The organism is Nocardia sp. XZ_19_369 (assembly GCF_015355715.1).
In the GTDB taxonomy this organism is placed as follows: domain Bacteria; phylum Actinomycetota; class Actinomycetes; order Mycobacteriales; family Mycobacteriaceae; genus Nocardia.
Genome location: NZ_JACVED010000010.1, coordinates 1 through 25,711, shown reverse-complemented (window position 1 = coordinate 25,711; position 25,711 = coordinate 1). Strand labels below are relative to the sequence as shown.

The 25,711-nt window shown below is 66.7% G+C and carries 26 protein-coding genes and 1 tRNA gene; 12 read left to right on the top strand and 15 right to left on the bottom strand.

From position 1 onward, the window contains the following. Window positions 1–15: 15 nt before the first annotated feature. Complete coding sequence (locus IBX18_RS32990) at window positions 16–441, bottom strand: hypothetical protein (RefSeq protein WP_194837421.1); 426 nt, start codon at window positions 439–441, stop codon at window positions 16–18. A gap of 247 nt (window positions 442–688) precedes the next feature. On the opposite strand from IBX18_RS32990, the gene IBX18_RS32985 reads away from it, so the two are divergent. After that, complete coding sequence (locus IBX18_RS32985; RefSeq protein WP_194837420.1) at window positions 689–964, top strand: YggT family protein; 276 nt, start codon at window positions 689–691, stop codon at window positions 962–964. Between the two features lie 54 nt (window positions 965–1,018). Here the strand turns inward: IBX18_RS32985 and IBX18_RS32980 are convergent, their stop codons facing one another. After that, entirely contained in the window at window positions 1,019–1,624 is a 606-nt protein-coding gene (locus IBX18_RS32980; RefSeq protein ID WP_194837419.1) for a TetR/AcrR family transcriptional regulator, read from the bottom strand. Between the two features lie 102 nt (window positions 1,625–1,726). On the opposite strand from IBX18_RS32980, the gene IBX18_RS32975 reads away from it, so the two are divergent. Beyond that, window positions 1,727–2,701: a hypothetical protein gene (locus IBX18_RS32975; RefSeq protein WP_194837418.1), complete on the top strand. Its 975-nt coding sequence runs from the start codon at window positions 1,727–1,729 to the stop codon at window positions 2,699–2,701. A 102-nt stretch (window positions 2,702–2,803) separates the two neighbouring features. Here IBX18_RS32975 and IBX18_RS32970 read toward each other — a convergent pair whose 3' ends face one another. The 3 genes from IBX18_RS32970 to IBX18_RS32960 form a co-directional block, all read right to left on the bottom strand. Next, on the bottom strand, window positions 2,804–3,787 hold the full coding sequence (locus IBX18_RS32970; RefSeq protein ID WP_194837417.1) for a hypothetical protein: 984 nt from the start codon (window positions 3,785–3,787) through the stop codon (window positions 2,804–2,806). 127 nt (window positions 3,788–3,914) lie between these two features. Further along, a complete protein-coding gene (locus IBX18_RS32965; RefSeq protein ID WP_194837416.1) occupies window positions 3,915–4,361 on the bottom strand; it encodes a Fur family transcriptional regulator in 447 nt (148 codons plus the stop codon). Window positions 4,362–4,364: 3 nt separating this feature from the next. Continuing rightward, window positions 4,365–4,715, bottom strand: a complete 351-nt coding sequence (locus tag IBX18_RS32960; protein WP_194837415.1) for a helix-turn-helix transcriptional regulator — start codon at window positions 4,713–4,715, stop codon at window positions 4,365–4,367. A gap of 223 nt (window positions 4,716–4,938) precedes the next feature. Here IBX18_RS32960 and IBX18_RS32955 point away from each other — a divergent pair, with 223 nt between their 5' ends. Beyond that, window positions 4,939–6,330 (top strand): glycine--tRNA ligase, encoded by a 1,392-nt coding sequence (locus IBX18_RS32955; RefSeq protein ID WP_107654921.1) that lies wholly within the window; start codon window positions 4,939–4,941, stop codon window positions 6,328–6,330. Between the two features lie 73 nt (window positions 6,331–6,403). On the opposite strand, the gene IBX18_RS32950 is transcribed toward IBX18_RS32955, so the two are convergent. Together IBX18_RS32950 and IBX18_RS32945 are read right to left on the bottom strand one after the other, a co-directional pair. Beyond that, window positions 6,404–6,844 carry a DUF1707 domain-containing protein gene (locus IBX18_RS32950; protein WP_194837414.1) on the bottom strand — a complete coding sequence of 147 codons (441 nt, stop codon included), beginning with the start codon at window positions 6,842–6,844 and terminating at the stop codon, window positions 6,404–6,406. A 44-nt stretch (window positions 6,845–6,888) separates the two neighbouring features. Then, the gene (locus IBX18_RS32945; protein ID WP_194837413.1) at window positions 6,889–7,614 is read right to left on the bottom strand and encodes a DUF899 domain-containing protein; all 726 of its coding nucleotides are present in this window, start codon (window positions 7,612–7,614) and stop codon (window positions 6,889–6,891) included. 231 nt (window positions 7,615–7,845) lie between these two features. Between IBX18_RS32945 and IBX18_RS32940 the strand changes: the two genes are divergently transcribed. Then, a complete protein-coding gene (locus tag IBX18_RS32940; RefSeq protein ID WP_194837412.1) occupies window positions 7,846–8,766 on the top strand; it encodes an NADP-dependent oxidoreductase in 921 nt (306 codons plus the stop codon). Window positions 8,767–8,775: 9 nt separating this feature from the next. Here the strand turns inward: IBX18_RS32940 and IBX18_RS32935 are convergent, their stop codons facing one another. Beyond that, entirely contained in the window at window positions 8,776–9,384 is a 609-nt protein-coding gene (locus IBX18_RS32935) for a TenA family protein (protein ID WP_194837411.1), read from the bottom strand. 62 nt (window positions 9,385–9,446) lie between these two features. Here IBX18_RS32935 and IBX18_RS32930 point away from each other — a divergent pair, with 62 nt between their 5' ends. Together IBX18_RS32930 and IBX18_RS43255 are read left to right on the top strand one after the other, a co-directional pair. Continuing rightward, window positions 9,447–10,709, top strand: coding sequence for an acyltransferase (locus tag IBX18_RS32930; RefSeq protein ID WP_306796522.1), 1,263 nt, complete (start codon window positions 9,447–9,449; stop codon window positions 10,707–10,709). Window positions 10,710–10,875: 166 nt separating this feature from the next. Further along, window positions 10,876–12,327, top strand: coding sequence for a molybdopterin-dependent oxidoreductase (locus IBX18_RS43255; RefSeq protein ID WP_194837410.1), 1,452 nt, complete (start codon window positions 10,876–10,878; stop codon window positions 12,325–12,327). Window positions 12,328–12,354: 27 nt separating this feature from the next. On the opposite strand, the gene IBX18_RS32920 is transcribed toward IBX18_RS43255, so the two are convergent. After that, entirely contained in the window at window positions 12,355–13,173 is an 819-nt protein-coding gene (locus IBX18_RS32920) for a MerR family transcriptional regulator (protein ID WP_194837409.1), read from the bottom strand. A 45-nt stretch (window positions 13,174–13,218) separates the two neighbouring features. Further along, the gene (locus tag IBX18_RS32915; protein ID WP_194837408.1) at window positions 13,219–15,198 is read right to left on the bottom strand and encodes a TPM domain-containing protein; all 1,980 of its coding nucleotides are present in this window, start codon (window positions 15,196–15,198) and stop codon (window positions 13,219–13,221) included. Window positions 15,199–15,387: 189 nt separating this feature from the next. Here IBX18_RS32915 and IBX18_RS32910 point away from each other — a divergent pair, with 189 nt between their 5' ends. From IBX18_RS32910 to dnaG, 4 genes are all read left to right on the top strand, one after another. Further along, window positions 15,388–16,065, top strand: a complete 678-nt coding sequence (locus IBX18_RS32910) for an MBL fold metallo-hydrolase (RefSeq protein WP_194837407.1) — start codon at window positions 15,388–15,390, stop codon at window positions 16,063–16,065. Window positions 16,066–16,128: 63 nt separating this feature from the next. Further along, a complete protein-coding gene (locus IBX18_RS32905) occupies window positions 16,129–16,809 on the top strand; it encodes a YdcF family protein (RefSeq protein WP_194837406.1) in 681 nt (226 codons plus the stop codon). Next, the gene (locus tag IBX18_RS32900; RefSeq protein WP_194837405.1) at window positions 16,809–18,068 is read left to right on the top strand and encodes a deoxyguanosinetriphosphate triphosphohydrolase; all 1,260 of its coding nucleotides are present in this window, start codon (window positions 16,809–16,811) and stop codon (window positions 18,066–18,068) included. Before IBX18_RS32905 ends, IBX18_RS32900 begins: the two co-directional genes overlap by 1 nt. Before the next feature lie 381 nt (window positions 18,069–18,449). Further along, window positions 18,450–20,375 carry a DNA primase gene (gene dnaG / locus IBX18_RS32895; protein ID WP_194837404.1) on the top strand — a complete coding sequence of 642 codons (1,926 nt, stop codon included), beginning with the start codon at window positions 18,450–18,452 and terminating at the stop codon, window positions 20,373–20,375. 62 nt (window positions 20,376–20,437) lie between these two features. Here dnaG and IBX18_RS32890 read toward each other — a convergent pair whose 3' ends face one another. Together IBX18_RS32890 and IBX18_RS32885 are read right to left on the bottom strand one after the other, a co-directional pair. After that, window positions 20,438–20,683, bottom strand: a complete 246-nt coding sequence (locus IBX18_RS32890) for a hypothetical protein (RefSeq protein WP_107654933.1) — start codon at window positions 20,681–20,683, stop codon at window positions 20,438–20,440. A 94-nt stretch (window positions 20,684–20,777) separates the two neighbouring features. Beyond that, window positions 20,778–20,918: a hypothetical protein gene (locus IBX18_RS32885; protein ID WP_186818640.1), complete on the bottom strand. Its 141-nt coding sequence runs from the start codon at window positions 20,916–20,918 to the stop codon at window positions 20,778–20,780. Between the two features lie 180 nt (window positions 20,919–21,098). On the opposite strand from IBX18_RS32885, the gene IBX18_RS32880 reads away from it, so the two are divergent. Both IBX18_RS32880 and IBX18_RS32875 read left to right on the top strand, forming a co-directional pair. Next, complete coding sequence (locus IBX18_RS32880) at window positions 21,099–21,995, top strand: endonuclease/exonuclease/phosphatase family protein (RefSeq protein ID WP_194837403.1); 897 nt, start codon at window positions 21,099–21,101, stop codon at window positions 21,993–21,995. A gap of 78 nt (window positions 21,996–22,073) precedes the next feature. Next, a tRNA-Asn gene (locus tag IBX18_RS32875) sits at window positions 22,074–22,146 on the top strand. A 526-nt stretch (window positions 22,147–22,672) separates the two neighbouring features. Here the strand turns inward: IBX18_RS32875 and IBX18_RS32870 are convergent. From IBX18_RS32870 to IBX18_RS32860, 3 genes are all read right to left on the bottom strand, one after another. Next, entirely contained in the window at window positions 22,673–23,506 is an 834-nt protein-coding gene (locus IBX18_RS32870; RefSeq protein WP_194837402.1) for a hypothetical protein, read from the bottom strand. Between the two features lie 581 nt (window positions 23,507–24,087). Further along, a complete protein-coding gene (locus IBX18_RS32865; RefSeq protein WP_194837401.1) occupies window positions 24,088–24,960 on the bottom strand; it encodes a hypothetical protein in 873 nt (290 codons plus the stop codon). A gap of 160 nt (window positions 24,961–25,120) precedes the next feature. Beyond that, window positions 25,121–25,318, bottom strand: coding sequence for a hypothetical protein (locus tag IBX18_RS32860; RefSeq protein ID WP_194837400.1), 198 nt, complete (start codon window positions 25,316–25,318; stop codon window positions 25,121–25,123). Between the last annotated feature and the right edge of the window lie 393 nt (window positions 25,319–25,711).

The window sequence follows — 25,711 nt, the reverse complement described above, 5'->3', positions numbered from 1 at the left end:
GCGGCGTACGGCTGTTTACGGCAGTACGACACAGGCCGGGCCGGCGTTGAGGCCGGTGCCGACGGTCACCGAGGTGAGGAAGTAGGTCTCACCCGCGATGTATTCAGCCGCCCAGATCTTGTGCTCACCCTTCTTGGCGGGCGTCCAGGTGGTGCTGGCCTTGCCGGAGGCGTCCGCGACCGGACCGACCGGCTTGAACGTGGTGTCGGTCCGGTTTCCGTCGACCTCGTCGAGGAAGACCACCGCGACGCCCGGTCGTGCGGTCGCGGTGACCGTGTAGGAGCAGCCGGTGCCGTAGGAACCCGAGCTGCCGAAGCTCAGGCCAGGTGCGATATCGATCCGGGTGACCGCGGCGCCCGCGGTGGGGGCGGCGAGGGCGATCGCGGCGGTCAACGCACCGAGCGTGGTGACGGTGGCGGCGGTCTTCTTCGAAACGGTCACTGCGGTTTTCCCTTTCGACGAACAGATTCATCCCATGAGGTTCCGACACTTACACAGGTGTAGTCCGCGATCAATGGCCTGGAACGGATCGCACTGCCGGTAGTTTCTGGGGGATGGGTCCGCCGGCGAACGAGTCGCTGCCGACCTGATAGTCGGCTGAGAACCCGGCAAACGCGACACTTTTGACCCCGTCCGCTGCGTTGACACTGGTGAGAGGGCCAACGCGGCCACCACGAAGGAGTTGGACATGAGCCTCATCGGGACCCTGATCGGGTACGCCTTGACGGTGTTCATCGTGTTGCTGCTGGCTCGGATGGTGTTCGACTGGATGACGGCACTCGGCAACAATCCCAGCTGGGCCAACCGTCCCCGCGAACTGGCGCACGCCGCGACCGAGCCGGTGATCGCACCTGTTCGGCGGGTATTGAAGCCGATTCGCGCCGGTGGGATGGCGATCGACTTGGCGTTCACCGCGGTGTTCCTCGTCGCGCTGATCCTGCGCGGAATCGCGTTCAGCCTCTGACCCCCTGATGACCTGCCCGGCCGCATCGACGGGCAGAGGCTGTCGCACACCTTGTCAGGCTTCCGAAGTCCCGTAGGGCAGTAGCGTGCGGATGCCGCGGGCCAAGGTTTCGGGATCGACATCCCCGATGATCAAGTGCTGCAAGATGAATCCGGGCAGCACGCCCATGAGGGCGGTGGCTACCGCGTGGATGTCGGCGTCGGCGGGGATCCACCCTGCGTCGCGCATGCGCTCGGTGTACTCGTACCAGCGGTCGCGGAGGCCGAGGATCGCCTCTTTCACATACTGCGCCGCATCGGGGTCGATGAGCGCCAGTGCCCACGCTTGGGGGGCCAGCCGCAGCGGTCCGTCGGGTCCGCTGTTCGCGACCATGTGCCGGGCGAGGGTGGCGACCAGCACGTCCGGCGTGGGCAGGGGATCGGCGCGGATCAGTTCGGTCATCCGCGCGCGCAGGGGGAGCGTGGTCTGGGTGGCCAAGACCGCGATGATGTCGTTCTTGCTCTTGAAGTAGCGGTACACCGCCCCGGCCGACAGCCCTGATTCGGCGAAGACGTCCTGCATGGAGGTCTCGTGGAAGCCCTTGCGTGCGAAGCAGAGGCGGGCCGCCTCGAGGATCTGTTGCCTGCGGCGTTCCAGGTGTTCTTCGCTGACTCTGGGCATGCCTCCAAAGTAAAACGAACATCCGTTCTTGACAAGTCCGCAGCCCCGCGCGACGATATGCCCATCGAAAGAGAACGATCATTCGATTTACGGGAGAATGTCATGAATACGATGCAGCGAGCGCTCGCCGTCGGTGTCGGCGCCGCCTTGCTCCAGGCCCTGATGCTGATCGCATTCGCCTGGCCCGCCGCCAATATCAACCCACGCGATCTGCCCATCGCCGTCACCGGTCCGCAGGCCGAGATGGTGCTGAGTCGGCTGACCGAGCACAGCCCCGGCGCCTTCGACATCTCCCGTCCGGCCGACGAGGCCGCCGCCCGCGCCGCCATCGCGGACCGCGAGGTCTACGGCGCGATCGTCACCGGCGACGGACCGCCCCGAGTGCTGGTCGCCTCCGGCGCGAGTCCGATTGTCGCGCAACAACTCACCCAGATCGGTCAGCAGATGTCCGGCGCCCCGGCGCCTCGGGTCGAGGATGTGGTCGCCGCCGACTCCGACGACCCGCGCGGCACCGCGTTCGGCGCCATGGTGCTGCCGCTGGTGATGGCGGGCATCGCGGCGGGCGTACTGCTCAGCCTGGTGATCCCGACCGTCGCCGGAAAAGCGTTGGGGCTGCTCACCTTCGGCGTAGTCGGCGGCCTGCTGAGCATGGAGATCATCCACGGCTGGATGTCGGTGGTGCCGGGCTCCTACCTCGAACTGTCCGCCGTCGCCGGACTCGTCTCGTTCGCGGTCGCCGGCGCGGTCGTCGGACTCGCCACCGTAATCGGCCGAGCGGGCATCGGCATTGCCGCACTGACCATGCTGCTCATCGGCAACCCGTTCTCCGCCGCCACCTCGGCCCCGGAACTGCTCCCGCAGCCGTGGGGCGCCATCGGCCAGTTCCTCCCGCCCGGCGCCGCCGCCTCCCTGCTCCGCTCCGTCGCCTTCTTCGACGGCGCAGGCGCCGCGAGTCCTCTTGCGATACTGCTGATCTGGGCCGTCGCAGCACTCGGGCTACTCGGGGTCGGCGCACTGCGCGGCCGGAGCATCGCCGAAACTCCCGCTCCGGCACCGGTTCCCGTCACCGCGAGCTGAGTCAGCCTGCACCGCCGAAAGTCACCTCCTCGCACGCAGGAGGTGACTTTCGGCGGTTTTGGTTTGCGCTGCCGACCGGTATCGAGGTCGGTCTGGCGAATCTCAGCTCACGGTGAACGCGAAGGTTGGTGCGGTAGCCGCGCCCTCTTCCTTCTGGCTGTTGTAGCTCAGCACGTAGTCACCGGTGCTGGGTGTCGGCAAGACGAACACGACGTAGTTTTTCGGGTTGTCGATGGTCTTGCCTGCGTCGAGCAGTTCGTTGATCGGGCTGCGGTCGTCGGCGACGACGGTTTTCCCGTCCGGTGTCTTCAGCGAGAAGTACTCGGTGAAGATGTTCGCTCCACCTGCGGGAACCCCTTGTCCGCCACTGATTTTGATGTGCAACGCGAGTTCGTTCTTGCCGCGCTCGTTCTTGGCGTAGCTCGGGTCGAGCTTGCCTGCGGTCACCTCGATCGTGGTGTGGCCCTGCACCAGCGTGCCGGTGATGGGCAACGTCTTCGGCTGCACGCTCTCGACTTTGCCTGCGGCGCTGAGCGGAATCTTGGTCTGATTGTCCGAGGCCTGCCCGTAGACCACGGTCATGGTGTCGAGCAGGTGCTCGGCGTCCTTGGCGGACTTGACCGGCGTGGTCACCTTGCCGGTCGCCGATCCACCGCCGGGCACCGTCGGGTTGTCCCAGCTCGCTCCGCCGTCGACCTCGTCGTCGACCAGCAGTGAGGTGTTGTTGCCCATGGTCTTGTTGTCGAGCGTGGTGTTCTTGTAGGTGATGTCGATCAGCACCTTGGCGCCGCCGTATTCGTCGGGCACGAGGGTGGCCTTGTCGACGGTGATGGCGAAGCCGTCGAACCAGCCGGTCTTGCCGACCGCCCGAACCGTCGACTGCCCGCTCTTGCCGCCGGGCTGACCGTTGGCGACGACACTGGTGGCTGCGGCACTGCTGGCTACAGCCGAGGTCGGTGTTGCGGTGCCTACCTTGTCGTTGCATGCCGTCAGCACGAGCGCGGCCACGCCGACCAGCGCGACCGTTCCTGCGGCGGTGCGGATTCGACGGTTGCCCGCCGCAGCCACAGATGGAATCGAGCGCACGCTGCCTCCCAGAAGATGTGCGAACCCAGCGTTCGACACCCGGTTCAGTCCGGGCGTTCTCTCGGGCTCGCGTTGAAATCTGTAGGGGGAGGGGTGGTGTTAACCAGAGCGCGGTCCGCTGAGCGGACTACTCGACCACCCGGCCGTCGCCGTTGCCCGCGGTCGCGCAGGACCGGCAGGTGCCGAACACCTCCATGGTGTGGCTGACCTCGGTGAAACCGTGTTCGCGCGCAATGGCACCCGCCCACGCCTCCACCGTCGGACCCTCGACCTCCACGGTGCGCCCGCAATGCCGGCACACCAGATGATGATGGTGTCCGGTAGAACACTGCCGATAGACCGATTCGCCGGTGTCGGTGCGCAGTACGTCGACCATGCCCGCGTCGGCCAGCGACTGCAGCGTGCGATAGACCGTGGTCAGGCCGATGCCCTCGCCGCGCTTGCGCAACTCGTCGTGTAATTCCTGCGCGGAGCGGAACTCTTCGATATCACCGAGCAGTGCGGCGATCGCACTGCGCTGTCTGGTGCTGCGGATGCCGACCGGCTTCTGCGGAACGACAGTGTTCTCTGACACGAATTACCCTTCCTCGGCGTGCGCGACGGCGTCGACCACGATGTGCGCGAGGTGGTCGTCGACGAGTTCGTACAGCACCTCGCGACCGGACCGCTCGCCGTGTACGACGCCCGCGGACTTGAGGATGCGCAGATGCTGGCTCACCAGCGGTTGGGTCACCCCGAGCGCGTCGACCAATTCGTGCACACAGCGCGGCGACTCGCGCAGTTGCAGCACAATGGCGATGCGGACGGGTGCGGCCAGGGCTCGCAGCAGCTCGCCCGCGTCCTCCAGGACGGTCCGCGCCGGTACCGGCGCGGGCGCGGGCGAGCGGTACGGGTTGTGCGGATGGGCGGCGGCGGTCTCGGCGGTCATGGCACCAACTCCTTATTGGAAAGCGATCCCATTTTGATATGCATAGTTGCGCATGTCAAACGGGCGCGCCGGGGGACCGGCATTTTCCGCGAAGCGCAGGAGGTTAGGCGTGCGGTGGAAAGTCGGACAGGCAGGGCCGATAGTCTGTCTTCGTATCGTTGCGTACACGCAAAACAAGAGCCTGAACGCACAATCCGACTCGTAGTGGATGGAGAATTCTCGCGTGGCACCCAAGTCGAAGGTGGACACCGTTGCCAACCTCGCCAAGCGCCGGGGTCTGGTGTACCCGAGCGGTGAGATCTACGGAGGCACCAAGTCGGCATGGGACTACGGTCCGCTGGGTGTCGAGCTCAAGGAGAACATCAAGCGGCAGTGGTGGCGGTCCATGGTCACCAGCCGCGAGGACATCGTCGGCCTCGACTCGTCGGTGATCCTGCCGCGTCAGGTGTGGGTGGCCTCGGGCCACGTCGGTGTGTTCAACGATCCACTGGTGGAGTGCCTGAACTGCCATCACCGTTTCCGGCAGGACCACCTGCAGGAGGCGTACGCGCTCAAGCACAAGATCGATGACCCGGACACCGTCTCGATGGAACTGCTCGCGTGCCAGAACTGCGGCACCGTCGGCAAGTGGACCGAGCCGCGCGACTTCAACATGATGCTCAAGACCTACCTCGGCCCGATCGAGTCCGAGGACGGCATGCACTACCTGCGGCCCGAGACCGCGCAGGGCATCTTCGTCAACTTCGCCAACGTGATGACCACCGCGCGCAAGAAGCCGCCGTTCGGTATCGCCCAGATCGGCAAGAGCTTCCGCAACGAGATCACCCCCGGCAACTTCATCTTCCGCACCCGCGAGTTCGAGCAGATGGAGATGGAGTTCTTCGTCAAGCCGGGCGAGGACGCGGAGTGGCACAAGTACTGGATCGAGACCCGCTTCTCCTGGTACACCGATCTGGGCATCAACCCGGACAACCTGCGGCTCTACGAGCACCCGAAGGAAAAGCTGTCGCACTACTCGGCCGGCACCACCGACATCGAGTACCGGTTCGGCTTCCAGGGCAACGAGTGGGGTGAGCTCGAGGGCGTCGCGAACCGCACCGACTTCGACCTGAAGACGCACTCCGAGCACTCGGGCACCGAGCTCAGCTTCTTCGATCAGACCACCAACGAGCGCTACATCCCCTACGTCATCGAGCCCGCGGCCGGCCTGACCCGCTCGCTGATGGCGTTCCTGGTCGACGCCTACGCCGAGGACGAGGCGCCGAATGCCAAGGGCGGCGTGGACACTCGCACGGTGCTGCGACTGGACCGCAGGCTGGCCCCGGTCAAGGCGGCCGTGCTTCCGTTGTCGCGCAACGCGGATCTGACGCCGAAGGCGAAAGACCTTGCGGCGCAACTGCGCCGGAACTGGAACGTCGAGTTCGACGACGCGGGCGCGATCGGCCGCCGCTACCGGCGCCAGGACGAGATCGGCACCCCGTTCTGCATCACCGTCGACTTCGACACGCTCGACGATCAGGCGGTGACCATCCGCGAGCGGGATTCGATGGCGCAGGAGCGGATCGCGCTGGACAAGGTCGAGGGGTACCTGGCTCAGCATCTGCTGGGGTCCTGAGGCTTTCGCGACACTCGAACGAAACGACCCGCACCGGTGATCGGTGCGGGTCGTTCGTCGTTGCCTCGGTGTTTCAGAGCTTCGGCGGGACAGGTGGCAGCGGCGGCATCGGTGGCTGCTGTGGCCCGGAACCGTTGCCGCGCACAATGATTCCGATCGCCGTCGGGATGAGCAGCGCGCAACCCCACGGCACCGCCACCCAGAACGGCCAGAAGTCGCCCATGCCGGTGGCCGCCCAGATCAGCAGGCAGAGCATGTTCACGAACACCCAGGGGGTCCACATGATGACGACCCACTGCGGTACCGGCCTCACCTGCGCCGCGCGCGAACCGCGGTGCGCGGGCAGATCGGACAGCAGCGGGGTCAGCTCGCCGTAGGTCTTGGCGGCGTACACCTGCTGCAGCCGGTCGTCGTACTCGTGCAGGGTCAACCTGCCCTCGTCCATCGCCCAACGTAGTTGTTCGACGATTTTCTCGCGATCGGCATCAGACGCCCGCACATTCTCCGCACCCACACTGGTCAGAGTAAGCGGTGGCGCGTGATCCGCGCCGCAATTGTTCAGTGGCAGTGCGCGGCATCGGTGCCGTAACTGTCGTGATGCATCGCCTCGCCGACGTGCCGCTGCCTGCCGAGCGGAGTGAAGTCCAGGTAGTTGTGGGTGCCGATGAGGACATCGCCGCCGCGAGCATAGGCCGAGTAGGTGTGGAAGACGGCGCCGTCGTCGTCGCGCCAGAAGACGCTGGTGCCAGGCTGTTCGCCGTCGAGCTGGTAGGTAGTGCCGTTGGCTTCGATCTCCGCCTTGGTGCGATAGTTGTACTCGATCGGGCGGACGGACTCGTCCATGGTGACGTGGTAGTCGTAGTTGAAATCGCTGCCGTACGAGGAGTACATCGGGAACTGCCAGCCCATCCGCTCGCGATACCGGCTGAGCGTGTCCCACGGGCCACGCGACACCGCGGCGAAGCTGGTGTCCTGGATATGCAGGTGCGCCAGATGTCCGATGTTGTCGAGCAATACCGCGCAACTCGGGCAGCCCGCGTCCAGGTCCCACCGCCACATCATGTGATAGACGATGAGCTGGCGACGGTCCTCGAACAGGTCGCGCAGCGTGAGTTTGCCTGTGGGGCCGTCGAATACGTAGTCCTTGTCCACCGTGACCATCGGCAGTGCGCGGCGTTTCGCGGCGAGCTCGTCCTGTCGGCGCGTGTGCGCCTTCTCTTCGGCCAGCAGGCTGGTGCGGGCTGCCAGCCACTCGTCGCGGGTGGTCACGGCGGGACGGTTCATGGGGTTCTCCCTGGATTCGCGGAACAGTGGTCCATGTGTGTAGACCGGCTGCCGGAGCGCAAGGAATCGGTCGACAAGGTGCGAACGTGTTCAGCGGGCTTGACGGCATGGGTGCGTGCAGAGTCCCATTGCGAAACCATGGATTTCGGGCCCAGGCCGATGGGAATGAACCGGTCCTGGCGCGCGGTTGACGCTCGAAATGCCGTAAGTCACCCAAACGAGGAGCCGAGCATGGCAAGAGCGGTGCAGTTCGATCGATATGGCGGAATCGAAGAGTTGAAGGTGGTCGAGGTGCCGACGCCGACCGCCGGGCCGGGGCAGGTGGTGGTCGCGGTCGTCGCGGCGGGCATCAATCCGGGTGAGGCGTACATCCGCAGCGGGGTGTTCCGCGAGCAGTGGCCCGCGACGTTTCCGTCGGGCGAGGGCAGCGACTTCGCCGGGCGGATCGTCGAGGTCGGGGACGGCGTCGGCGGGGTCGAGGTCGGCGACGAGGTGCTCGGGTTCACCGAGCACCGGGCCAGTCACGCGACGCATGTGATGGTGCCGGTAGACCAGGTGACGCCCAAGCCCGCCGGACTGGACTGGGACGTCGCGGGCGCCCTATATGTCGCGGGGACAACGGCTTTCGCGACGCTACGGGCGGTGGAAGCCAACGCGGGCGATACGGTCGTCGTGTCCGGCGCCGCGGGCGGCGTCGGCTCGATCGCGGTGCAGCTGCTGCGTGCGCGCGGGGCCGAGGTGATCGGTATCGCGAGCGCGGCCAACCATGACTGGCTGCGGAAGGTCGGCGTGACACCGGTCGCGTACGGCGACGGACTGATCGAACGACTCCGGGCCGCCGCGCCGAAGGGCGTGGACGCGTTCATCGATACGTTCGGCGCCGACTATGTGGACATCGCTGTGGAACTCGGCGTGCCGATCGAGCGGATCGACACCATCATCAACTTCGCCGCCGTCGAGAAGTACGGCGTGAAAGGCGACGGCAATGCCGCCGCGGGGACTATCGATGTGCTCACCGAATTAGCGGATCTCGCCGCGGCGGGCACCCTGGAAGTGCCGATCGCCGGGGCGTATCCGCTCGACAAGGTGCAGGAGGCTTACCGGGAGCTCGAGCAGCGGCACACCCGCGGCAAGATCGTGCTGCGCCCCTGATTCGCTGCCTCAGGCGGGAACGTCCCAGAAGGCGAGTTCGTGGCGCATGCCCTCCAGGAACAGCTGCTCCGCCCGGGCGGTGTCGGCCCCGGCTTCGTCGATCATCTGTGCGCAGCGTCGGGTGAGGGCGGCGAAGCCGGGGTCGGCGTAGGTGTCGACCCAGCGGCGGTAGCGCGGTTCGGCGGGCGGGTTCTCGGCGAGGCGGGCACCCAGGGTGGAGTAGCCCCACATGCACGGATACAGGGCGGCTAGTCCCTCGGCGTAGTCGGCGGCCGAGTCGAGCAGGAACGCCGTATAGGCCTGGCAGGCAGGGCCTTTGGCGGCACCACCGAGGTCGGCGCCGAACTCCGCGGCCAGCGAGCGGTGCAGTGCGAGTTCGTCGTGGTAGGTGGCGTGCGCCAGGTCCACCAGGTCGCCGAGATGGGCCGCGGGAGCCTGCCAGGCCAGGCGGCTGAAGACGCGGACGTAGTCGAGCAGGAAGAGATAGTCCTGCTCCAGCCAGGAACGGAAGATCGGCTCGGGCAGGTCGCCCTTGGCGATGCCCGCGACCGTCGGGTGGTCGAGCTGATGCTCGACCAGGGGGCGGCCGAGTTCTTCCAGATGCGCGGCGAGACTCATGCCTGCCAGTCTGGCGCATCCCGCGGTTTGCGCGTCCGCCGGTGTTGCCGCACGCTTGCGAGGTGTTGCGGGATGAGGATGCGATGGTGCGCGTATTGGCACCGTCGGAACAGCGGTTTGTTCGGCACGGCACCTACACGGGCCGGTCGGTGTCGGTGACGGGGGCGCTCGATGCGGCGGCGTTGAAAGAGGCTTTCGCCGCATTACAGCTGGCGTATCCGGTGGTGCTCTGCCGGATTCTGGATGACGAGGCGGGGGCGGGTTATCTTCTGCGCCCGGAGGATTCGCCTGTCGAGGCCTCGGTGGTCGAGGGTGATGTGCAGACTGTGGGTTTGCCCGCTGCTGTGGTGGACCCGGCGACGCAGCTGGCCTATCTGGATGCGGTGGGGTCCGGTGGTGATCGGTGGCGGGTCACGCTCTACGCGCACCACAGCATCGCGGACGCTGGGCACTGCGTCGAACTGTTGTCGCGGTTCTGGGACTTCTACACCGACATCGTCGAATCCACGCCGATAAGTGTTGTGCCACAGGACTATCCGCAACCGTTGGAGTGGCATCTGGCGCAACGTGGCATCGCTGCCGGGGAGGTGACCGGCTTCGAGGATGTGACGCGGCCGCTGCCGCCGGAAACGCAGGCTGTCCCGGGCGGTGAACCGGCACCTGCTTCGCTTGCCAGGCCGACGCGTGCGCTGCTGGATGAGGCGATGACGGCGCGGATCGTCAGGCTCGGCCATCAACGGGGCGTCAGCGTCAACGGGTTGATCACCGCCGCGTTGCTGCGGGCGTATGCGTCCGAAAGTGCCGATGGTTCGGTGCCGTTGGGGTGTTTGTACCCGGTGGACATGCGCCCACGACTCGATCCGCGGGTGGCACCGGCCGAGGGCACCAACATGGCCGGACTCGCGTCCTTCGCCGCCGACATCGACCTCTCGGAGAGCGTTATCGAACTGGCTCAGCGGGTTTCGAAACGGCTCCGCGACGACCTGGCCGAAGGCGTTGTGCAACAGTCGGTGCTGCACTTTCCCGACTTCTTCGGCCCCAGTCGAATTAACTCTCTCGCCGGTCATGTCGCGATCACCAACACCGGCGCGGTGCCGCGTTTCCGGACACCTGCGGGCCTTGTCTTCACCGACTACGAAATCGTCTATCTCTCCGCACACCCCCGTCCCTCGACCGGCGCATCCGCCGCGGTCACCTTCCTCGTGTACACCTTCCACGGACGCCTGGCCGTCGGCCTACTCGGTGGCGGCACCGACGCCGACCGGCTGCTCGCGGCGGTCCGCAAAGAACTGACCGCGTTGGCCGCCGAGACGATCGAGGAGTGAGCCGGTACTCGTAGCCTGTGCGGCTGGGTTGTATGCCCAGCACGAATTCAACTGGTCGCCGGGCGTCCACCTGGCCGGGCTGCGGGGGAAACCGGCTGGCCGATGGCCTCGGTCGGGCAGAATGCTGGGTGACAGCGGACGATAGGCGGAAGCGGGTGTGCCGGCGGTGGTGACAAACGGAGACCGGAAACGCGGCGGACGGGTTGCGGCGGCCGCGGTGGGCGTGGCGGCGCTGGGTGTCGGTGAGGCGATCGCGGCGACCAGGGGTGGCTCGCTGATCGACACGCTGGGGCGGGCGGCCATCGATGTCGCCCCGGTGCCTGTCGTGGAGACCACGGTGGCGATGTCCGGTAGGCACGACAAGATCATGACCCGGTCCGGTATCGGTGTGGGGGTGATCGCGGCCGTCGTCGGGCTCGGTGCCTTGCCCGAACGGTTGCGCACACCCGCGGCCACCGCGCTCGGCGTGGGTGCGGGCGCGTTGGCCATGCGACTGCCGACGCGTTCGACGTCCGCCGTTGCCGGTGCCGTGGCGGCTACCGGAGTGCTCGCCGCCGGTCTGCGCAGGCGTCCGCGCGGTGTGCTCGGCACGCTGGCTTGGGCGGCGACCGGCGCCGGAATGTTCGCGGCCGCGCACACCTTGCAGCACGATCTGGACCGTAAGCACGACAACGAGATTCGCCGGATCGGCCCGATGGGTGCACTCGGTGTGGTGCCGCAGGACGGGCTAGAGGACGAGCCGGGGCTGTCGCCACTGGTCACCGCCGCGCGCCGGATGTATGTCGCCGACGTGAATCTGCGTGCGCCGCGGATCGATCCGAGCCACTGGCGGCTCTCGGTCAAAGGTAAAGTGGCGCACCCGCTGCGGTTGTCGCTGCACGAATTGGCCGAGGACGCGGTGGAATTCGATGCGGTCATGGTGTGCGTGCACAACCATGCCGGTGAGGGCCGCGCGGCCAACGGTCGCTGGTACGGGGTGCCGCTGTCCGATCTGCTGAAGCACGCCATCCCGGAATCCGATGCCACTCGGCTGGTCACCAGAGCCGTGGACGGTTATTCGATCTCGCTGCCGATCGAGCCGCTACGTTCCGGGGAATGGCCCGGCTATGTGGTGATCGGCATGAACGGTGAACCACTCACCCCGGCACACGGTTTCCCGGCTCGCGTCTTCGTTCCCGGCCTCTACGGCCAGTACACCGGCGCGAAATGGCTTGGCGAACTGGAACTTACCGACGACGACCACGTCGACTACTGGTGGCGGCGCGGCTGGCCGTCCGGCCCGCTGTGGGTGACGCCGCAGGCCCGCATCGATGTGACCGCACCGGGCCGGTCCGCCGCGGGCACCACCACGGTGGCCGGGGTCGCCTGGGCGCCGCCGCATGGTGTCGCGGGGGTGGAGGTGCGGGTGGGCGAAGGTGACTGGCGCCCAGCCGATCTCGGCGCCGAGCTCGCTCCGTCCGCATGGCGCCGCTGGCGCACGACGGTGGAACTACCGCCGGGCGAGCACCGCGTGCAGGCCAGGACGATCAGCCGGTCCGGTGAGGTTCAGGAGGGGCGTCATCGCCCGCCGTTCCCCACCGGCCCGTCCGGATTCCATACGGTCACTGTTCAGGTCTGAGCAACAACCGAGGTCATGCGCCGCGGTCTACTTCGCGACGATGGGCTCCTGTAGTTCGGTGACCCAGCCGCTCGGGTCTTCGGTGTAGACCAGCGTCACCTCGCGGCTCGGGCCGCTGAGCCGGTAGCCGTTGTCCTCGACCCAGCGGCCCAGCGTCTGCCACGGCTCCAGCACCTCGTTCATGCTGCCGCGATGGACGACCGTGGCGGCCTGCGGGACGGCGGGCAGATCGACGACGGTGAAATCGTGCGCGTCGTCGGGGTCGATGTCGACCGGCATCGCGGCGTGCGCGAGCACTGTGCCGTCGTCGCGGTGCTCGTAGTACGCGATCCCGCATCCGACGATCGGCACACCGGCCTTCTCCAGCCGCGCGCAGATGTCCTCGAACAGCGGCCCGATCACCGGCCCGATCGAGCCGGGCTCGAAATCGGCGGCCACAGCGGATAATTCGGCGACCCGGACCGCAGGCAGGGATTTGATCATCACATCATGAACAGGCATGACGCCCTCTTTCTCGATGATGCGGAGCCTCGACTCGACCTGGAAGAGTCTGGCGCGATCGCCCGCGATGCGCTGCTCGAGCTCGGCACGGCGCAGCGTGAGCATGCCGCGCAGTTCCGCGCCGCTCACCTGATCGTCCAGGATCTGACCGACCTGCTCCAGCGTGAAGCCGAGATCCTTCAGTGCGACAAGGCGATTGAGCCGGGCCAGCTGACCGCCGGAGTAGAAGCGATAGCCGTTGTGCTCATCGACCCGATCCGGGCGCAGCAGCCCGATCGCGTCGTAGTGGCGCAGCATGCGTACCGACACCTGTCCGTGCCTGGCGAAGTCTCCGATGGTGAACATAACGACTCCTGGTCTATGACCTCACACGGTGTCAGGGTCAAGCGGTCAGAATCGTCCGCCCTGGCTGATCCGTCGCGAACCCGACGAGCCGCCGTAGGACCCCGTGCTCCAGCCGCCGGAACCGGATCGGCGGCCACCGCTCGCCGCGCCGCGCAGCAGTCCGTCGATGAGGATGCCGCCGAGCACCGCCCCGGCATGCGAGGAACCCGACATCGGCTGACGTGTTTCCCAGGCTTGCACGCTGGCCTGGGCGGCCAGCAACGCGCGTCCGCCGAGGTCGGCGGCGGCCTGGGCGCTGGTCAGGGCTCGCGCGGGGTCGGTGGTGCTCAGCTGCTGTGCCGCATCGAGATTGCGTTGCGCCTCGGACAGTCGGGTGCGGGCTTCGGCGTCGATGCCGCCGCGCCGGGTGGTGATGTAGTCCGCGGCGGCGCTCACCCTGGAGCCGGCCGCGGTGAGCGCCTGGTCGAGCCTGCGCCGTAGGTCCTCGGCGGCGAGTTTGCGGTCGGTGGCCGCCGCGATGGCGCGGTCCAGCTCGCCGTCGGCGGCGACCGCGTCGTGGAAGGCGTTGAGCGGGTCGGCGGTCGCGGTGGACTCGGCCTTGTCCAACGTGGTCTGTGCGCTCGCCGTCGCGGCGGCCAGGTCCGCGCCGCCGTAGCCGGAAAGCTCGGTGGCAGAGGCGATATCGCGGCGCAGCTCGTCCAGCACCGCAGGCAGGCCGTCGCGGGCCTGCTGGATATTGGCGGACGCGTTGTCGATGCCGTCGAGCAGGGTGCGGGCCTGGCCGACCGCCGCCTCCGCCGAGCGGATCGCGGCGACCGCGCCACCCTGCTTGCCCACGGGCTGGGTAAGCGCTGCACGGCCCGCGTCGATGTTCTGCTCCGCGAAGGTGATTCGTTCGCCGGCCATGGCCACGTTGTCGTGGATCGGGGCGAGGACGCTGGCCGGGTGCGCGGCGGTGAGCCGGGACAACTCCGCCTCGGCGGCGGGCACGCGGCTCTTCAGCTCGACCAGATCCCTTGTCAGCCCGTCCAATCGGTCGGCGGCGTTGATCAGCAGGTTGCGCATGGCGTCGAACTCGGCGACCTGGGAGTCGAGTTCGCGATCGGCGCGCCCGACGGTACCGATCAGGTCGACGAGCAGCGTGCGCTGTTCGTCCGGGGTTTCCGGGATGTCGTCGTCGAGCCGCTGGCGAATCGAGAAGGCTTTGGCGGCTGCGGCTTTCGCGTGATCGAGGGCGGTCTGGAAGGGGAGGGCCGCGGTGGCGCCGAACTCACCGGTCGCCAGCTCCAGTTCCTCGGCGCTGGTGCGGATCGCGTTGTCGATCTCGACGAGCGCCTCCCGCGAGCGTGCGTGCAGTGCCTCCAGCGGGAGCGCGGCGAGGGCGGTGGTGTCGTCCGGGTCCACCTGCCGTGCCGCCGCCAGTTCGCCCTTCGCCCGGTCGCGACGGCGCTTGCGGGAGAACAGCACCAGCCCGCCCACCACGAGCACCAGCAGCGCGGCGATGACGAGCAGGAAGCCGACATGCACGCCGCCACCCTGCCTGGCTTTCTTCAGTCCGTCCGCCGTCTCGACGCCCGCATCGGCCCACCTGCCGTCGCGCAGCGCGGGCTCCACCTGGCGCGTCAGCAGGCTGTTCAACTCGGAATCGCTGACGCCACTGGGTAATTCGCCGTAGAACCAGTACGCGCGATCCTTGGTGGCGACCGCGAGCAGCAGATCGCGGCTGCCGAACCCGGACTCCGCAGCCGTGCGTTGCGCCCATGCCTCCGGGCCGAGCCCGCCGAAATCGCGCACGTAAACCACCCACAGCCGCAGCTGCTGATCGGCATACAGTTCGTCGACCGCCGACTGCACCCGATCGAGCTGCCCGCCGTTCAGTGCCTGCGCCGAGTCGACGACATAGGTGTCCATCCGCAGCGGTGCCTCCGCCGAACCCACCGGCGCACCCAGCAGCACGGTCCCGGCGAGCAGCACGCCGAGCACCATCCGGGAGGTCCAGCGGGCAACACGATTCGGAAGCGGCATGGCACGAATCTATCGCGTGGCCCAGCCGTTGGGCCGCTGGTAAACGCCGCAACCGGAAGTTCCGGCTCATGATCAACGGCACATGGTGGTGAGCTTTACTCGCGAGATGCCGCAGCCATGTGCCGTTGATCATGAAGACGCGGCGTGCGGGGATGGCCGACGTTGCGGGTGGTCGATAGCATCGTCGGTGTGATCACCATCGATCGCCCGTATACCGGCCATGTGTCGCCGGGTGCCGATCCGCAGCAGCGGGACGTGCCGGGTGCCCGCATCGTCAAGATGTCCGTCGGCGGCATGGACAACAACTGTTATCTGGTGCAGTGCACGGCCACCGGTGCCTCGCTGCTCATCGATGCCGCGAACGATCCCGAGCGGCTCGAGGCACTCGTCGACCACGTCGCGCCCGGCCAGATCGCCCTGATCGTGACGACGCATCAGCATCCGGACCACTGGCAGGCGCTGAAGCAGACGACGGCCGCCACCGGCGCCCCCACCGCCGCCCACCAACTCGACGCCGACCCGCTCCCGGTCCGCCCCGACCGGCTACTGGCCGACGGCGACCACCTCGCCATCGGCGACCTCACCTTCGAGGTCATCCACCTGCGCGGGCACACTCCCGGCTCGGTGACCCTCGCCCTCACCGACGGCGCAGGCCAGGTCCACCTGTTCACCGGCGATTCGCTGTTCCCCGGCGGACTCGGCCGCACCAGCGGTCCGGCCGACTTCGACAGCCTCTACCACGACGTCACCACCAAACTCTTCGCCCGATACCCCGATGACACCGTCGTCTACCCAGGCCACGGCGACGACACCACCCTCGGCACCGAGCGCCCGCACCTGTCCGAGTGGCGGGAACGCGGCTGGTAGATCGGGCGAAAAACGCGGGCGAAGCACACGTACTGGCAGACTTGGGGAGTGGATTCGCCAACGATGCGCGCTCGAGCCGATTCGGTGCCCGACCCCGTGCTGCCGCGAGGTAAAGGCGCGGGGGTGCTGCGGTGGGTTCGACGGCTGATCGTCGGGTCGGTGTTGATGGGGCTGGTGCTGGTCGGCGGGACGGCGTTCCGGGTGTGGCAGGTGGCGCGCATCGACGACTACGCGACGGCCGACGCCATCGTGGTGCTGGGCGCCGCGCAATACTCCGGCACTCCCTCCTCGGTGTTCGAGGCGCGACTCGACCAGGCTTACCGGCTGTTCCGGCTCGGTGTGGCGCCGCGGGTGATCACGGTGGGCGGTAAGCAGGAGGGTGATCTGTACACCGAGGCGGCGTCCGGCAAGAACTATCTGCAATCGCGGGGCGTGCCGAGCGACAAGATCCTTGCCGTCGAGACCGGTTCGGACACCTTGCGCAGCGTCGAGGCGGTCGCGACGGCCATGCAGGCCCGCGACATGGGCTCCGCGGTGCTGGTGAGCGATCCGTGGCATTCGTTGCGCACCCGCACCATGGCCCGCGACGAGGGCTTGGACGCGTGGACCGCGCCGACCAGGACCGGGCCCGCGGTGTACACCCGTGAGTCGCAGGCACACGGAATCGCCAGGGAGACAGGCGCTTTGCTCTGGTACCAGCTCACCCATTTCGCGGCGGACTTCCGATATACGGCAGGGCAGTAGTGGACGGTTACACCGAGCACGATTGCGAACGGCTGGTCGTCGAGCGCGCGAAAACCGCGGGACTCGGCCCGCCGCGCAGTGAATTCGAGACCGGTCATCGCACCGAGTTCGCTCGCGACCGGGCCAGAGTGCTGCACTCGGCGGCCCTGCGTCGCCTCGCCGACAAGACTCAGGTCATGGGTCCGCGCGATGGTGACACTCCGCGTACCCGGCTCACCCATTCGATCGAGGTCGCCCAGATCGGCCGCAGCATTGCCGACGGTCTCGGGTGTGATGCCGACCTGGTCGATCTGGCCGGGCTGGCGCACGACATCGGGCACCCGCCGTACGGGCACAACGGCGAGAAAGCCCTTGATGTCTTCGCCGACGCGCACGGTGGTTTCGAAGGCAACGCGCAGAACCTGCGCATTCTCACCCGTCTCGAACCCAAGGTGCTCGACGCCGACGGGGCGAGCGCCGGTCTCAACCTGACTCGTGCCGCGCTCGACGCCGCTCTTAAATACCCATGGGGCAGAACAGGTCCCGGCACCAAGTTCGGCGCTTACGACATCGATACCGATCGGCTGGACTGGGTACGTAAAGGCGCGCCGGAGCGCCGCCGCAGCCTGGAATGCCAGATCATGGATTGGTCCGACGACGTCGCGTATTCCGTGCACGACGTCGAGGACGGTGTGATCGCAGGCCGTATCGATCTGCGCGCGCTGGCCGACCCGATCGAGCAGGAGGCGCTGGCCAGCCTCGGTCGGCACAAGCATTACTCGCTGTCCGTGGACGAGCTCGTCGCTGCGGCGCAGCGGCTTTCCGAGCTGCCAGTCGTTGCTGCGGTTACCGATTACGACGGCACGCTCGCCAGTTCGGTTGCGCTCAAACGACTCACCAGTGAACTGGTCGGGCGGTTCGCCACCGCCGCCATCTCTGCCACTCGGGAGACCGCCGGCAGTGCCGCCCTCTCCCGGTACGGTGCGGACCTCGAGGTTCCGCAGGTGGTCGCCGCCGAGGTGGCCGTATTGAAAACCGTCGCGCTTCGCTACGTCATGTCCGACCCAGATCACCGACTTCGCCAAGAAGCTCAGCGCGAGCGCATCCAAGCGGTCGCCGAGGGGCTGCTCCGCGAAGCGCCGCGCAGCCTCGAACCGCTGTTGCTGCCATGGTGGGAGGCAGCCGCTGACGACACTGCGCGGGTCCGGGTGATCGTGGATCAGATCGCGTCCTACACGGAGAGCAGGCTGGAGCGGGTGGCGGCGTCGCTGCGTCAGTGATCGGCGTCATCGGTTACGGAGAGCAGACTCGAGCGGGTGGCGGCGTCGGTCAGGATCCGGTGCTCGCGGCGCGCGTACCCGTCAGCGATCGGTGCCATCGGTCAGTGCGATGAGGATGGTGCACCTCGCGGGAGACGGCTCGGTTCTTCGAGATGCCGCTGGTGTCCTCAGTCACTGCGTCGTGCCGAGCGCGCGGCCTGCCCTGCCTCGGTCGGTGTGACGAGCATGACCTGGCGCTCGGCGGAGGAGCAGGAACTCGCGCCGCCGCGTCGGCCCAGTTCGGGTGCTACTGCCATCTTCTGCCAGGTCGCATCGTCGGAGCGACTGTCGAGCCGGAGCCAAGGGTGAAGAAGGCGCCCCTCTGCGGGTACGCTCACTGCCGTGGCCGGACGACTCCCAGATCGCGATATCGCGGCGATACGTGACCGCGTCCGCATCGAAGACATTGTGGGGGAATACGTCGCGCTGAAGCGCGCGGGCGCGGACTCCATGAAGGGGTTGTGCCCGTTCCACGACGAGAAGTCGCCGTCGTTTCACGTGCGCCCCAATCATGGCCTCTTCCACTGCTTCGGCTGCGGTGAGGGCGGTGACGTCTTCGCGTTCCTGCAGAAGATCGACCATGTCGGCTTCGTCGAAGCGGTCGAGCAGATGGCCGACCGGATCGGCTACCAGATCAATTACGAAGGTGGCGGCACCTCGGTGCAGCGCGACCGGGGCACCCGTTCCCGGTTGGTCGCCGCCAATGCCGCCGCGCACGAGTTCTACATGGCCCAGCTGCGCGAGCCGGAAGCCGAGACGGCGCGCAAGTTCCTCACCGACCGCAATTTCGATGCCGCCGCGGCCCAGCAGTTCGGCTGTGGTTACGCGCCCGCGGGCTGGGACACGCTGACCAAACATCTGCTGCGCAAGGGTTTCGAGTTCAAGGAGCTGGAGGGTGCGGGCCTGTCGAGGCAGGGCCAGCGCGGCCCGATCGACCGGTTCCACCGTCGGCTGCTCTGGCCGATCCGCAACCTCGGCGGCGACGTCATCGGTTTCGGCGCGCGCAAGCTCTTCGACGACGACACCATGCCGGGCAAATACATCAACACCCCGGAAACGATCCTGTACAAGAAGTCCCAGGTGCTGTTCGGCCTCGATCTCGCCAAGCGCGACATCGCCAAGGGACATCAGGCCGTCGTGGTCGAGGGCTACACCGACGTGATGGCCATGCACCTGGCCGGCGTGAAAACCGCCGTCGCCTCCTGCGGTACCGCCTTCGGTGACGAGCACCTCGCGCTGCTGCGCAGGCTGCTGCTCGACGACAACTTCTGGCGCGGCGAGATCATCTACACCTTCGACGGTGACGCGGCGGGCCAGGCGGCGGCGCTGAAAGCCTTTGCGGGCGACCAGAAGCTGGCCGGGCAGACCTACATCGCGGTGGCGCCCGACGGGCAGGACCCGTGCGAGCTACGTCAGCAATCCGGTGACGGTGCCGTCCGCGACCTGGTTGCGCGGCGTACTCCGTTGTACGAGTTCGTGATTCGCGGGCTGCTCGCCGACCACAACCTGGACACCGCCGAGGGCCAGGTGGAGGCGTTGCGCCGGGCGATCCCGGTGGTCGCGCAGATCAAGGACAACGCGTTGCGCAAGGCGTACGCGACGAAGTTGGCCGGGTGGATCGGCTGGGACGACATCCAGACTGTGGTCCGCCGGGTCGGTGACGAAGCCAAGCGCAACCGCACCGGGGGCGGTAGCGCCGGCGGGCGACAGATGCCGCCCGCGCGGCAGGCCGAGGTGGTCGCCGAACATCCTGCGGCACGGCCCAATCCGAACGATCCGACGCTGATGCCGCAGCGGCAGGTGCTCGCCGCGGCGTTGCAGTATCCGGCGATGGCCGGGTCGGTGTTCGACTCGCTGGAGGCCGACGCCTTCACCCATCCCGCCTATGCGGCGGTTCGGCAGCTGATCGCCGAAGTGGGTGGCACCTCGACCGGGCTCGGTGGTGCGGAGTGGGTCAACGCGGTTGCGGACCGCACCGACGATCTGACGATGCGCGCGCTGCTGTCCGAACTGGCCAATGAGCCGCTGCCGGTGAAGAACGCGGCCGGTATCCCACGGTTCGTCGCCGGTGTGCTGGCGCGCACGCAGGAGGCGTGGGTGGGGCGGCAGATCGCCGAGCTGAAGTCGAAGTTGCAGCGGGTGTCGTCTACCGAGCAGCCGGATGCGTACATGGCGCTGTTCGGGGATCTGGTGGCGCTGGAGCAGTACCGCAAGAGCCTGTTGACGCAGGCGATGGGCAACCACGCCGACTTCGCTACCGGGGCCTAGTAACCAACCCCGGGATCCTCAGCATCGGTGGCGACGGATCGGCTCACCCGATCGATCCGTCGTCAACGGCGCAGCTGATCCTGCGGCACGAGGATGGTGGTGCGCTCGTCCAGCGGCTCCATCGGTTCCAGCCGCGGTTTCGTGCTGAGCTTGTCCGACAGCTTTTGCCTGCCGACGAGGACCAGCTTGCGGGTCACCGGGCTCTCCGAGAGCGCCCGGGTCGCCGCGCTGATCTGCTCGTAGCGAGCCCGCCCGGCCTTGCTGCCGAGTACATACCCGGCCGCCACGCCGATGATCAACCGCAGCATCTCGATGTGCTCCTCCCAGTTGCCTGTTCGCGGCTCTATCCTGCCCGACGGCCGGTGGCCCTGTCGATCCGGCTAGGACTGGGAGGGCAGATGCTCAGGCGGCGAGTTCCTCTCGCTTGGCCCGATGCTCGTCACACAGCTGGCGCTGGCCGCGGCGGATGTGCGCCGGATCCAGCAGTTCTCGGAAGGTCAGATTCTCGCGACGCCAGCAATCGCCGCATGCGAATTCGTTCATGACGGCCACCTCGTTCCTCTGCTCAGCGGGGTTGCCAAGGAGTTCCCAATTCACCACGCGCTCAGCGCTTTGTGTTCATTCTCGCCCCTGATAGCGGCCGTACCGTTACTTCCAGGTGAGAACGGTGGAACGCGAACCGGTTTCATGAACCTCTCATCTGCCGCGTCCATCGTTGCCGGTATGCCGCACGGAACCTTTCGAGACATCACCCTCGCGTCGGCCGCCGCACTGCTCGCCGCACTGCTGGTGGCCCCTCGACTACTGCCCGAGACCGGCGGGTTTCGCCAGCTCGTCGGTAGTTTCCTGCCCTGGCTGATCGTCCCGACGCTGCTGCTCGCCCTCGTCGCCCTCTGCGCGGCCTCCAAAGTGGGCCTCGTCGCCGTCACAGCACCGATCCTGGCTTGGGTAGTGGTTTTCGTCCCCGAACTCGTCGACCGCCCGCACGGCGAGCCGTCCGCCGACGCATTGCGTGTCGCCACCCAGAACCTCGGTGCAGACGGCACAGCAGACGAATTGACCGACGCCGCAGTGATTTCGGTACAGGAACTCACCGACCGCAACCGAACAGCCGTAGCGGCGGCCCTGGACCCACACCACCCCCACGTCGCTACCGTCGGCACCGTCGGCCTCTGGAGCCGCTACCCGCTGTCCGACGTCGAACGCCTCGACCTAGGCCAAGGCTGGGCCCGCGCCCTACGCGCCACCCTCGAAACCCCCACCGGCGACGTCACCGTCTACGCCGTACACCTCGGCTCCATCCGCTTCAACGACACCGACGCACGCAACCGCACCCTGCGCACCCTCACCGACCTCGTCCACCGCGACCCCGCCGACCGACTCCTCGTCCTCGGCGACCTCAACACCGCCTCCACCGACCCCGAACTCTCCGCCCTCGCCTTGCACGACGTCCGCAGCGGCCTCGGCTTCACCTGGCCCGCCGACTTCCCCCTCACCCGCCCCGACCACATCCTCACCCGCGGCTTCACCCCCCGCGCCGCCACCGTCCGCCACACCCCCGGCAGCGACCACCGCGCCGCCACCGCCACCCTCGACCCCACCCCACATGTCAGCAGGTAGCGACGCGATTTGGGCGGGCGCCCGCCCATACGCTAAAGTTTCTCCTCGGCCCGCCTAGCACAGACGGACCGAGGATAGTCCCCTATAGCTCAATTGGCAGAGCAGCCGACTGTTAATCGGCAGGTTTCTGGTTCGAGTCCAGATGGGGGAGCCTGAACCGACCCCTGACCAGGGAATCACCGGAACTGGTCAGGGGTCGAATTCGTTTCCAGACCCCGAACCGCTCCACTAACGCTCCCAAAAGTCGTACCTCGTCCCTCCGCGTCACGATCATCGTCATCCTGACCGAGTCCGATCATGACCATCTTGTGGACCACCGCCGCCACACCCATGATGCACCCGCCCGCGCTCCATGTACTTGCGCTGAGTCATTGCCGGATCGGCATGCTGGAGCACATCAGCGGTCACCCGAGCCGAGAGGCCCTCGTCATCGAGGAGACCCGCCACCAATTTGCGCGGGGAGTACGGGACCACATCATCGGGCAACCCCAACGCCTCACGAACACGCTGCCACTGATTCACATTCACGGATCCCGCAGCGTCCACTAGAACGACGGGAAGATCAGGTCCACGTCGTAGTCGGCCGACGGCGCCCGACACGCAACCCGATCGTCTACGAATCTTGTTGCCGCCTGGTCGGCCGCAACCTCCGCAACTGACCAGGCGGAACATGAACGCTACGGCTCGATAACCCAGCCTTGCGCTACATCGGCAAGGTTCCACCACGAAACATGCTGCGTATCTTGCGATTCCAGCACCCATCGCTCTCCGAGACGGTCGAAAAAGGCATCATCGCCAGTCTTCCCGCCTTTAGGCTCACCGATGAAGACCAGTCGACTACCGCCCCGCGATTCGAATTCCTGCAGTGCCCGCGATGCCATCGGCTCGCCCCACCCAGGCGGCCAGCAGAGGAACAGCACAGTGTCACCGTTGAGTTCCGCCTCGAACTTTTCCAGTCCTCCGACCGCGTGCCACACGTCCAACTGCCCCGCCGCGCCCGGAAATGACGCATTTGTAGTGCTGTCCGGTGGCTCTACGTCGAAGGCAGCGACGTCTACGCCTCGAGAGGTCAGTTGCCCAGCCCAATACCCACGCCCCGCACCAAGTTCGAGCACCCGTTTCCCCGCACTGAACCGCGCCATCCAGTCAATCGTTTCCGGCGACGGAACCGCATAGGCGTACGCCGCTTGCAGGATCGTCTGCGCAAACGCCAACCGTGCACTTCCCTTCGTCCTGCCGCCGTTGACGACTCGCCGGCCATCAGCGACGCCGACAGACGGTCCGACGATGTCCCAGTACGGATTCCCTGACTCCGACTCGTCACCAGTCATGTAATGCACAAGCCGCAGATCGAACGCCGCATCCGCAGCAGCGTCCTCCGTCCCCGGCAGCATCGGAGCAGTATCGAGATAATCCGCAACCTTCGGATACTCCAGTCGAAGCCGCTGCTCATCCTCCAGCAGGGCAGCAAGTTCCGTGCGTCGCTCAGTCGTCAGCGTCAGCCCAGTCATGGGCTCGATTCTCCTGGGTCTTCACCACCTTTGGGCTTCGTTGTCGTTTTCCGGCCAACCGCCGATAAGCGGGCCCCACTGGGCCTCGATAGGGTTCACCAGGCCCGGCTAGCTTCTACGTAGTGATCCGCCAACGCTGCCATGTACGGACCGTCTGCAATCACGGTGCCCTTGAACCCCTGATAGTCCGCGTACTCATCCAGCGACGGCGCCAACACCACCGCTGGGCGAACGTTCCGAACAGTGAGATCTACTGCCGCGCAGGATCCGCACGTCAGCGTAAGACGTTCTGCATCAGTTGCCTGTGCTGATCAGCAAGGGCGAGTGAGCGATGATGGCCGCATACCGAAGCCGTGGAGCGCACCGTGCCAGCAGTGGCGCAACCACTTCAGCGTGAAATCGTCGCGTCAGCTCTACCCCGGACAGTGGGTCGTTACTCATACCAGCAGCCTCACCATCGAAGGCCACGATCCGACCAATCCTTTCTCCGACTCACCAAACGAGTTCGGTCGCCGCGTACATCCGTACATGCCGAATTACCGGACTGGCAAGGTCAAGCCGAAGTATTCGAGCGAACGTCCTCAATTGCTTGGGAGTTCGGGCCGACGGCTGGGTTCGATCGTTAGTGCCACATACAGCGGTGCGTCGATCGTGTCCGTTGGCGCGCCTCGGGTGATGTCGCCGAGGTCGATCCATCCTTGCCCGGGGTTGTTGACGATGCTGACCTGACCAGCCTGCCCGTGTACTACTCCGGACAGTTCAGTCCGTTTGCCGAGCAGCGTGAGCCGCGAATCCGATAGATCGACTGTCAGTCGATCGCCGCGTCCGGGCACCACAGGCCCGAACATGGCCGCCGGTCCGATGAGATCAACCGTTCGGGAGGCCCGCTCGAGCCCGTCGCGGTACTCGATGAAGGCCTCGGCTGATGGTTCCTCGCATGACCGTAACCGGACCCCCATCAGCGCACCGCACACGTTTCGCACCGGGGCGCCGATTGTCTGTTCCCCTTCGAGTGCGGAAGTGTCCGGGAACCGTTCGACGGCAGCAATTCTCGTGTATTCCATGGTGTTGCACAGTGGGATCAGGGCCCGGGCGGAAAGCTGATACAGCACCGACTTCTGGTACACGGTGACGACGTCTGCCACGATCGCCGGAATCACTGAGCCCTGATTGTGCCACGACACGGCCAGCCGGAGCGGCAGCCCACGAGGGTCCCCGTACCTCGGGTCCCACCGAGCGGAGAAGTTGGTGAATCGCACCAACTCCAAGTCAGGAGCCCAGTCCCGTATGGACGGCGCGGGAAACTGCCCACCCGCCTCGTCCGGCAACGCCGTTACACCCGCGCGAAGCGAACCGCCTTCGGCGGGGACTTCTCCACAGCAGCCGTACTCCCACGACTCGACCGAGACGTAGATCAATTCCGCAGCAGCGGATTTCGCGAACATCATCGACATCGGGAGATAGACGACGCGACGCGACGGTCGCGGATCCCAATGCACCCCAAGCCAATCGTGGTGCGCCTCCGGTCCGAGGCTTCAGCTGCGTGCCTAGGCCAGGTGGGTTCGTATAGGTTCAGCTGATGGATCGGCACTTGTCCATGATGCTGTCTCGAGATCAGGAATCCATCGCCCCGATCGTCGGTGACTGGTCGGGAAGGGCTTTGGCACCCCGAACATGCACATCGTCCTCGGCGCCGTCCGGGGTGTCGTACTCCAGGATGACATGATCACCGGCCGAGCGCAGCTGCTCATCGCCTTGGACCTCATAGGTGATAGTTATCGGCTTGTCGCCTGCCTGAATGCGCACTCTCACGTAGTGAATCCAACGGCACAGCGCGAATGCACTCTTCTGCCGTCCACAGCGCGGTTCCGAACGTACGCAGCTGCGGCAACCAGCGCGGTGTGAAGTGGACAGCGCGGGTCTGCGGAAGATCAACGGCCACAGTTCATCTCAGCGTCGGCAACGCACCGATATGCCGACTTCCACGCACTGGACGCCGCGGTGGCATGCGAGGCACTTCGTGTCTGGTTCGGCCTCGCCGGAGCGAAGCCTGTGGGGCCGATGACCCTGATTCTTTTCTGAGAATGCGCGCGGTGTGGGAACTGGGCGATTGTGCGAGCCGTTGGCGGGGAGGCACATCGGGTGGGTTCAATGGTGGGAAGGATGCTGGCCTCATGCGGGTAGGCACGGTCGGGCAGGTGCGTT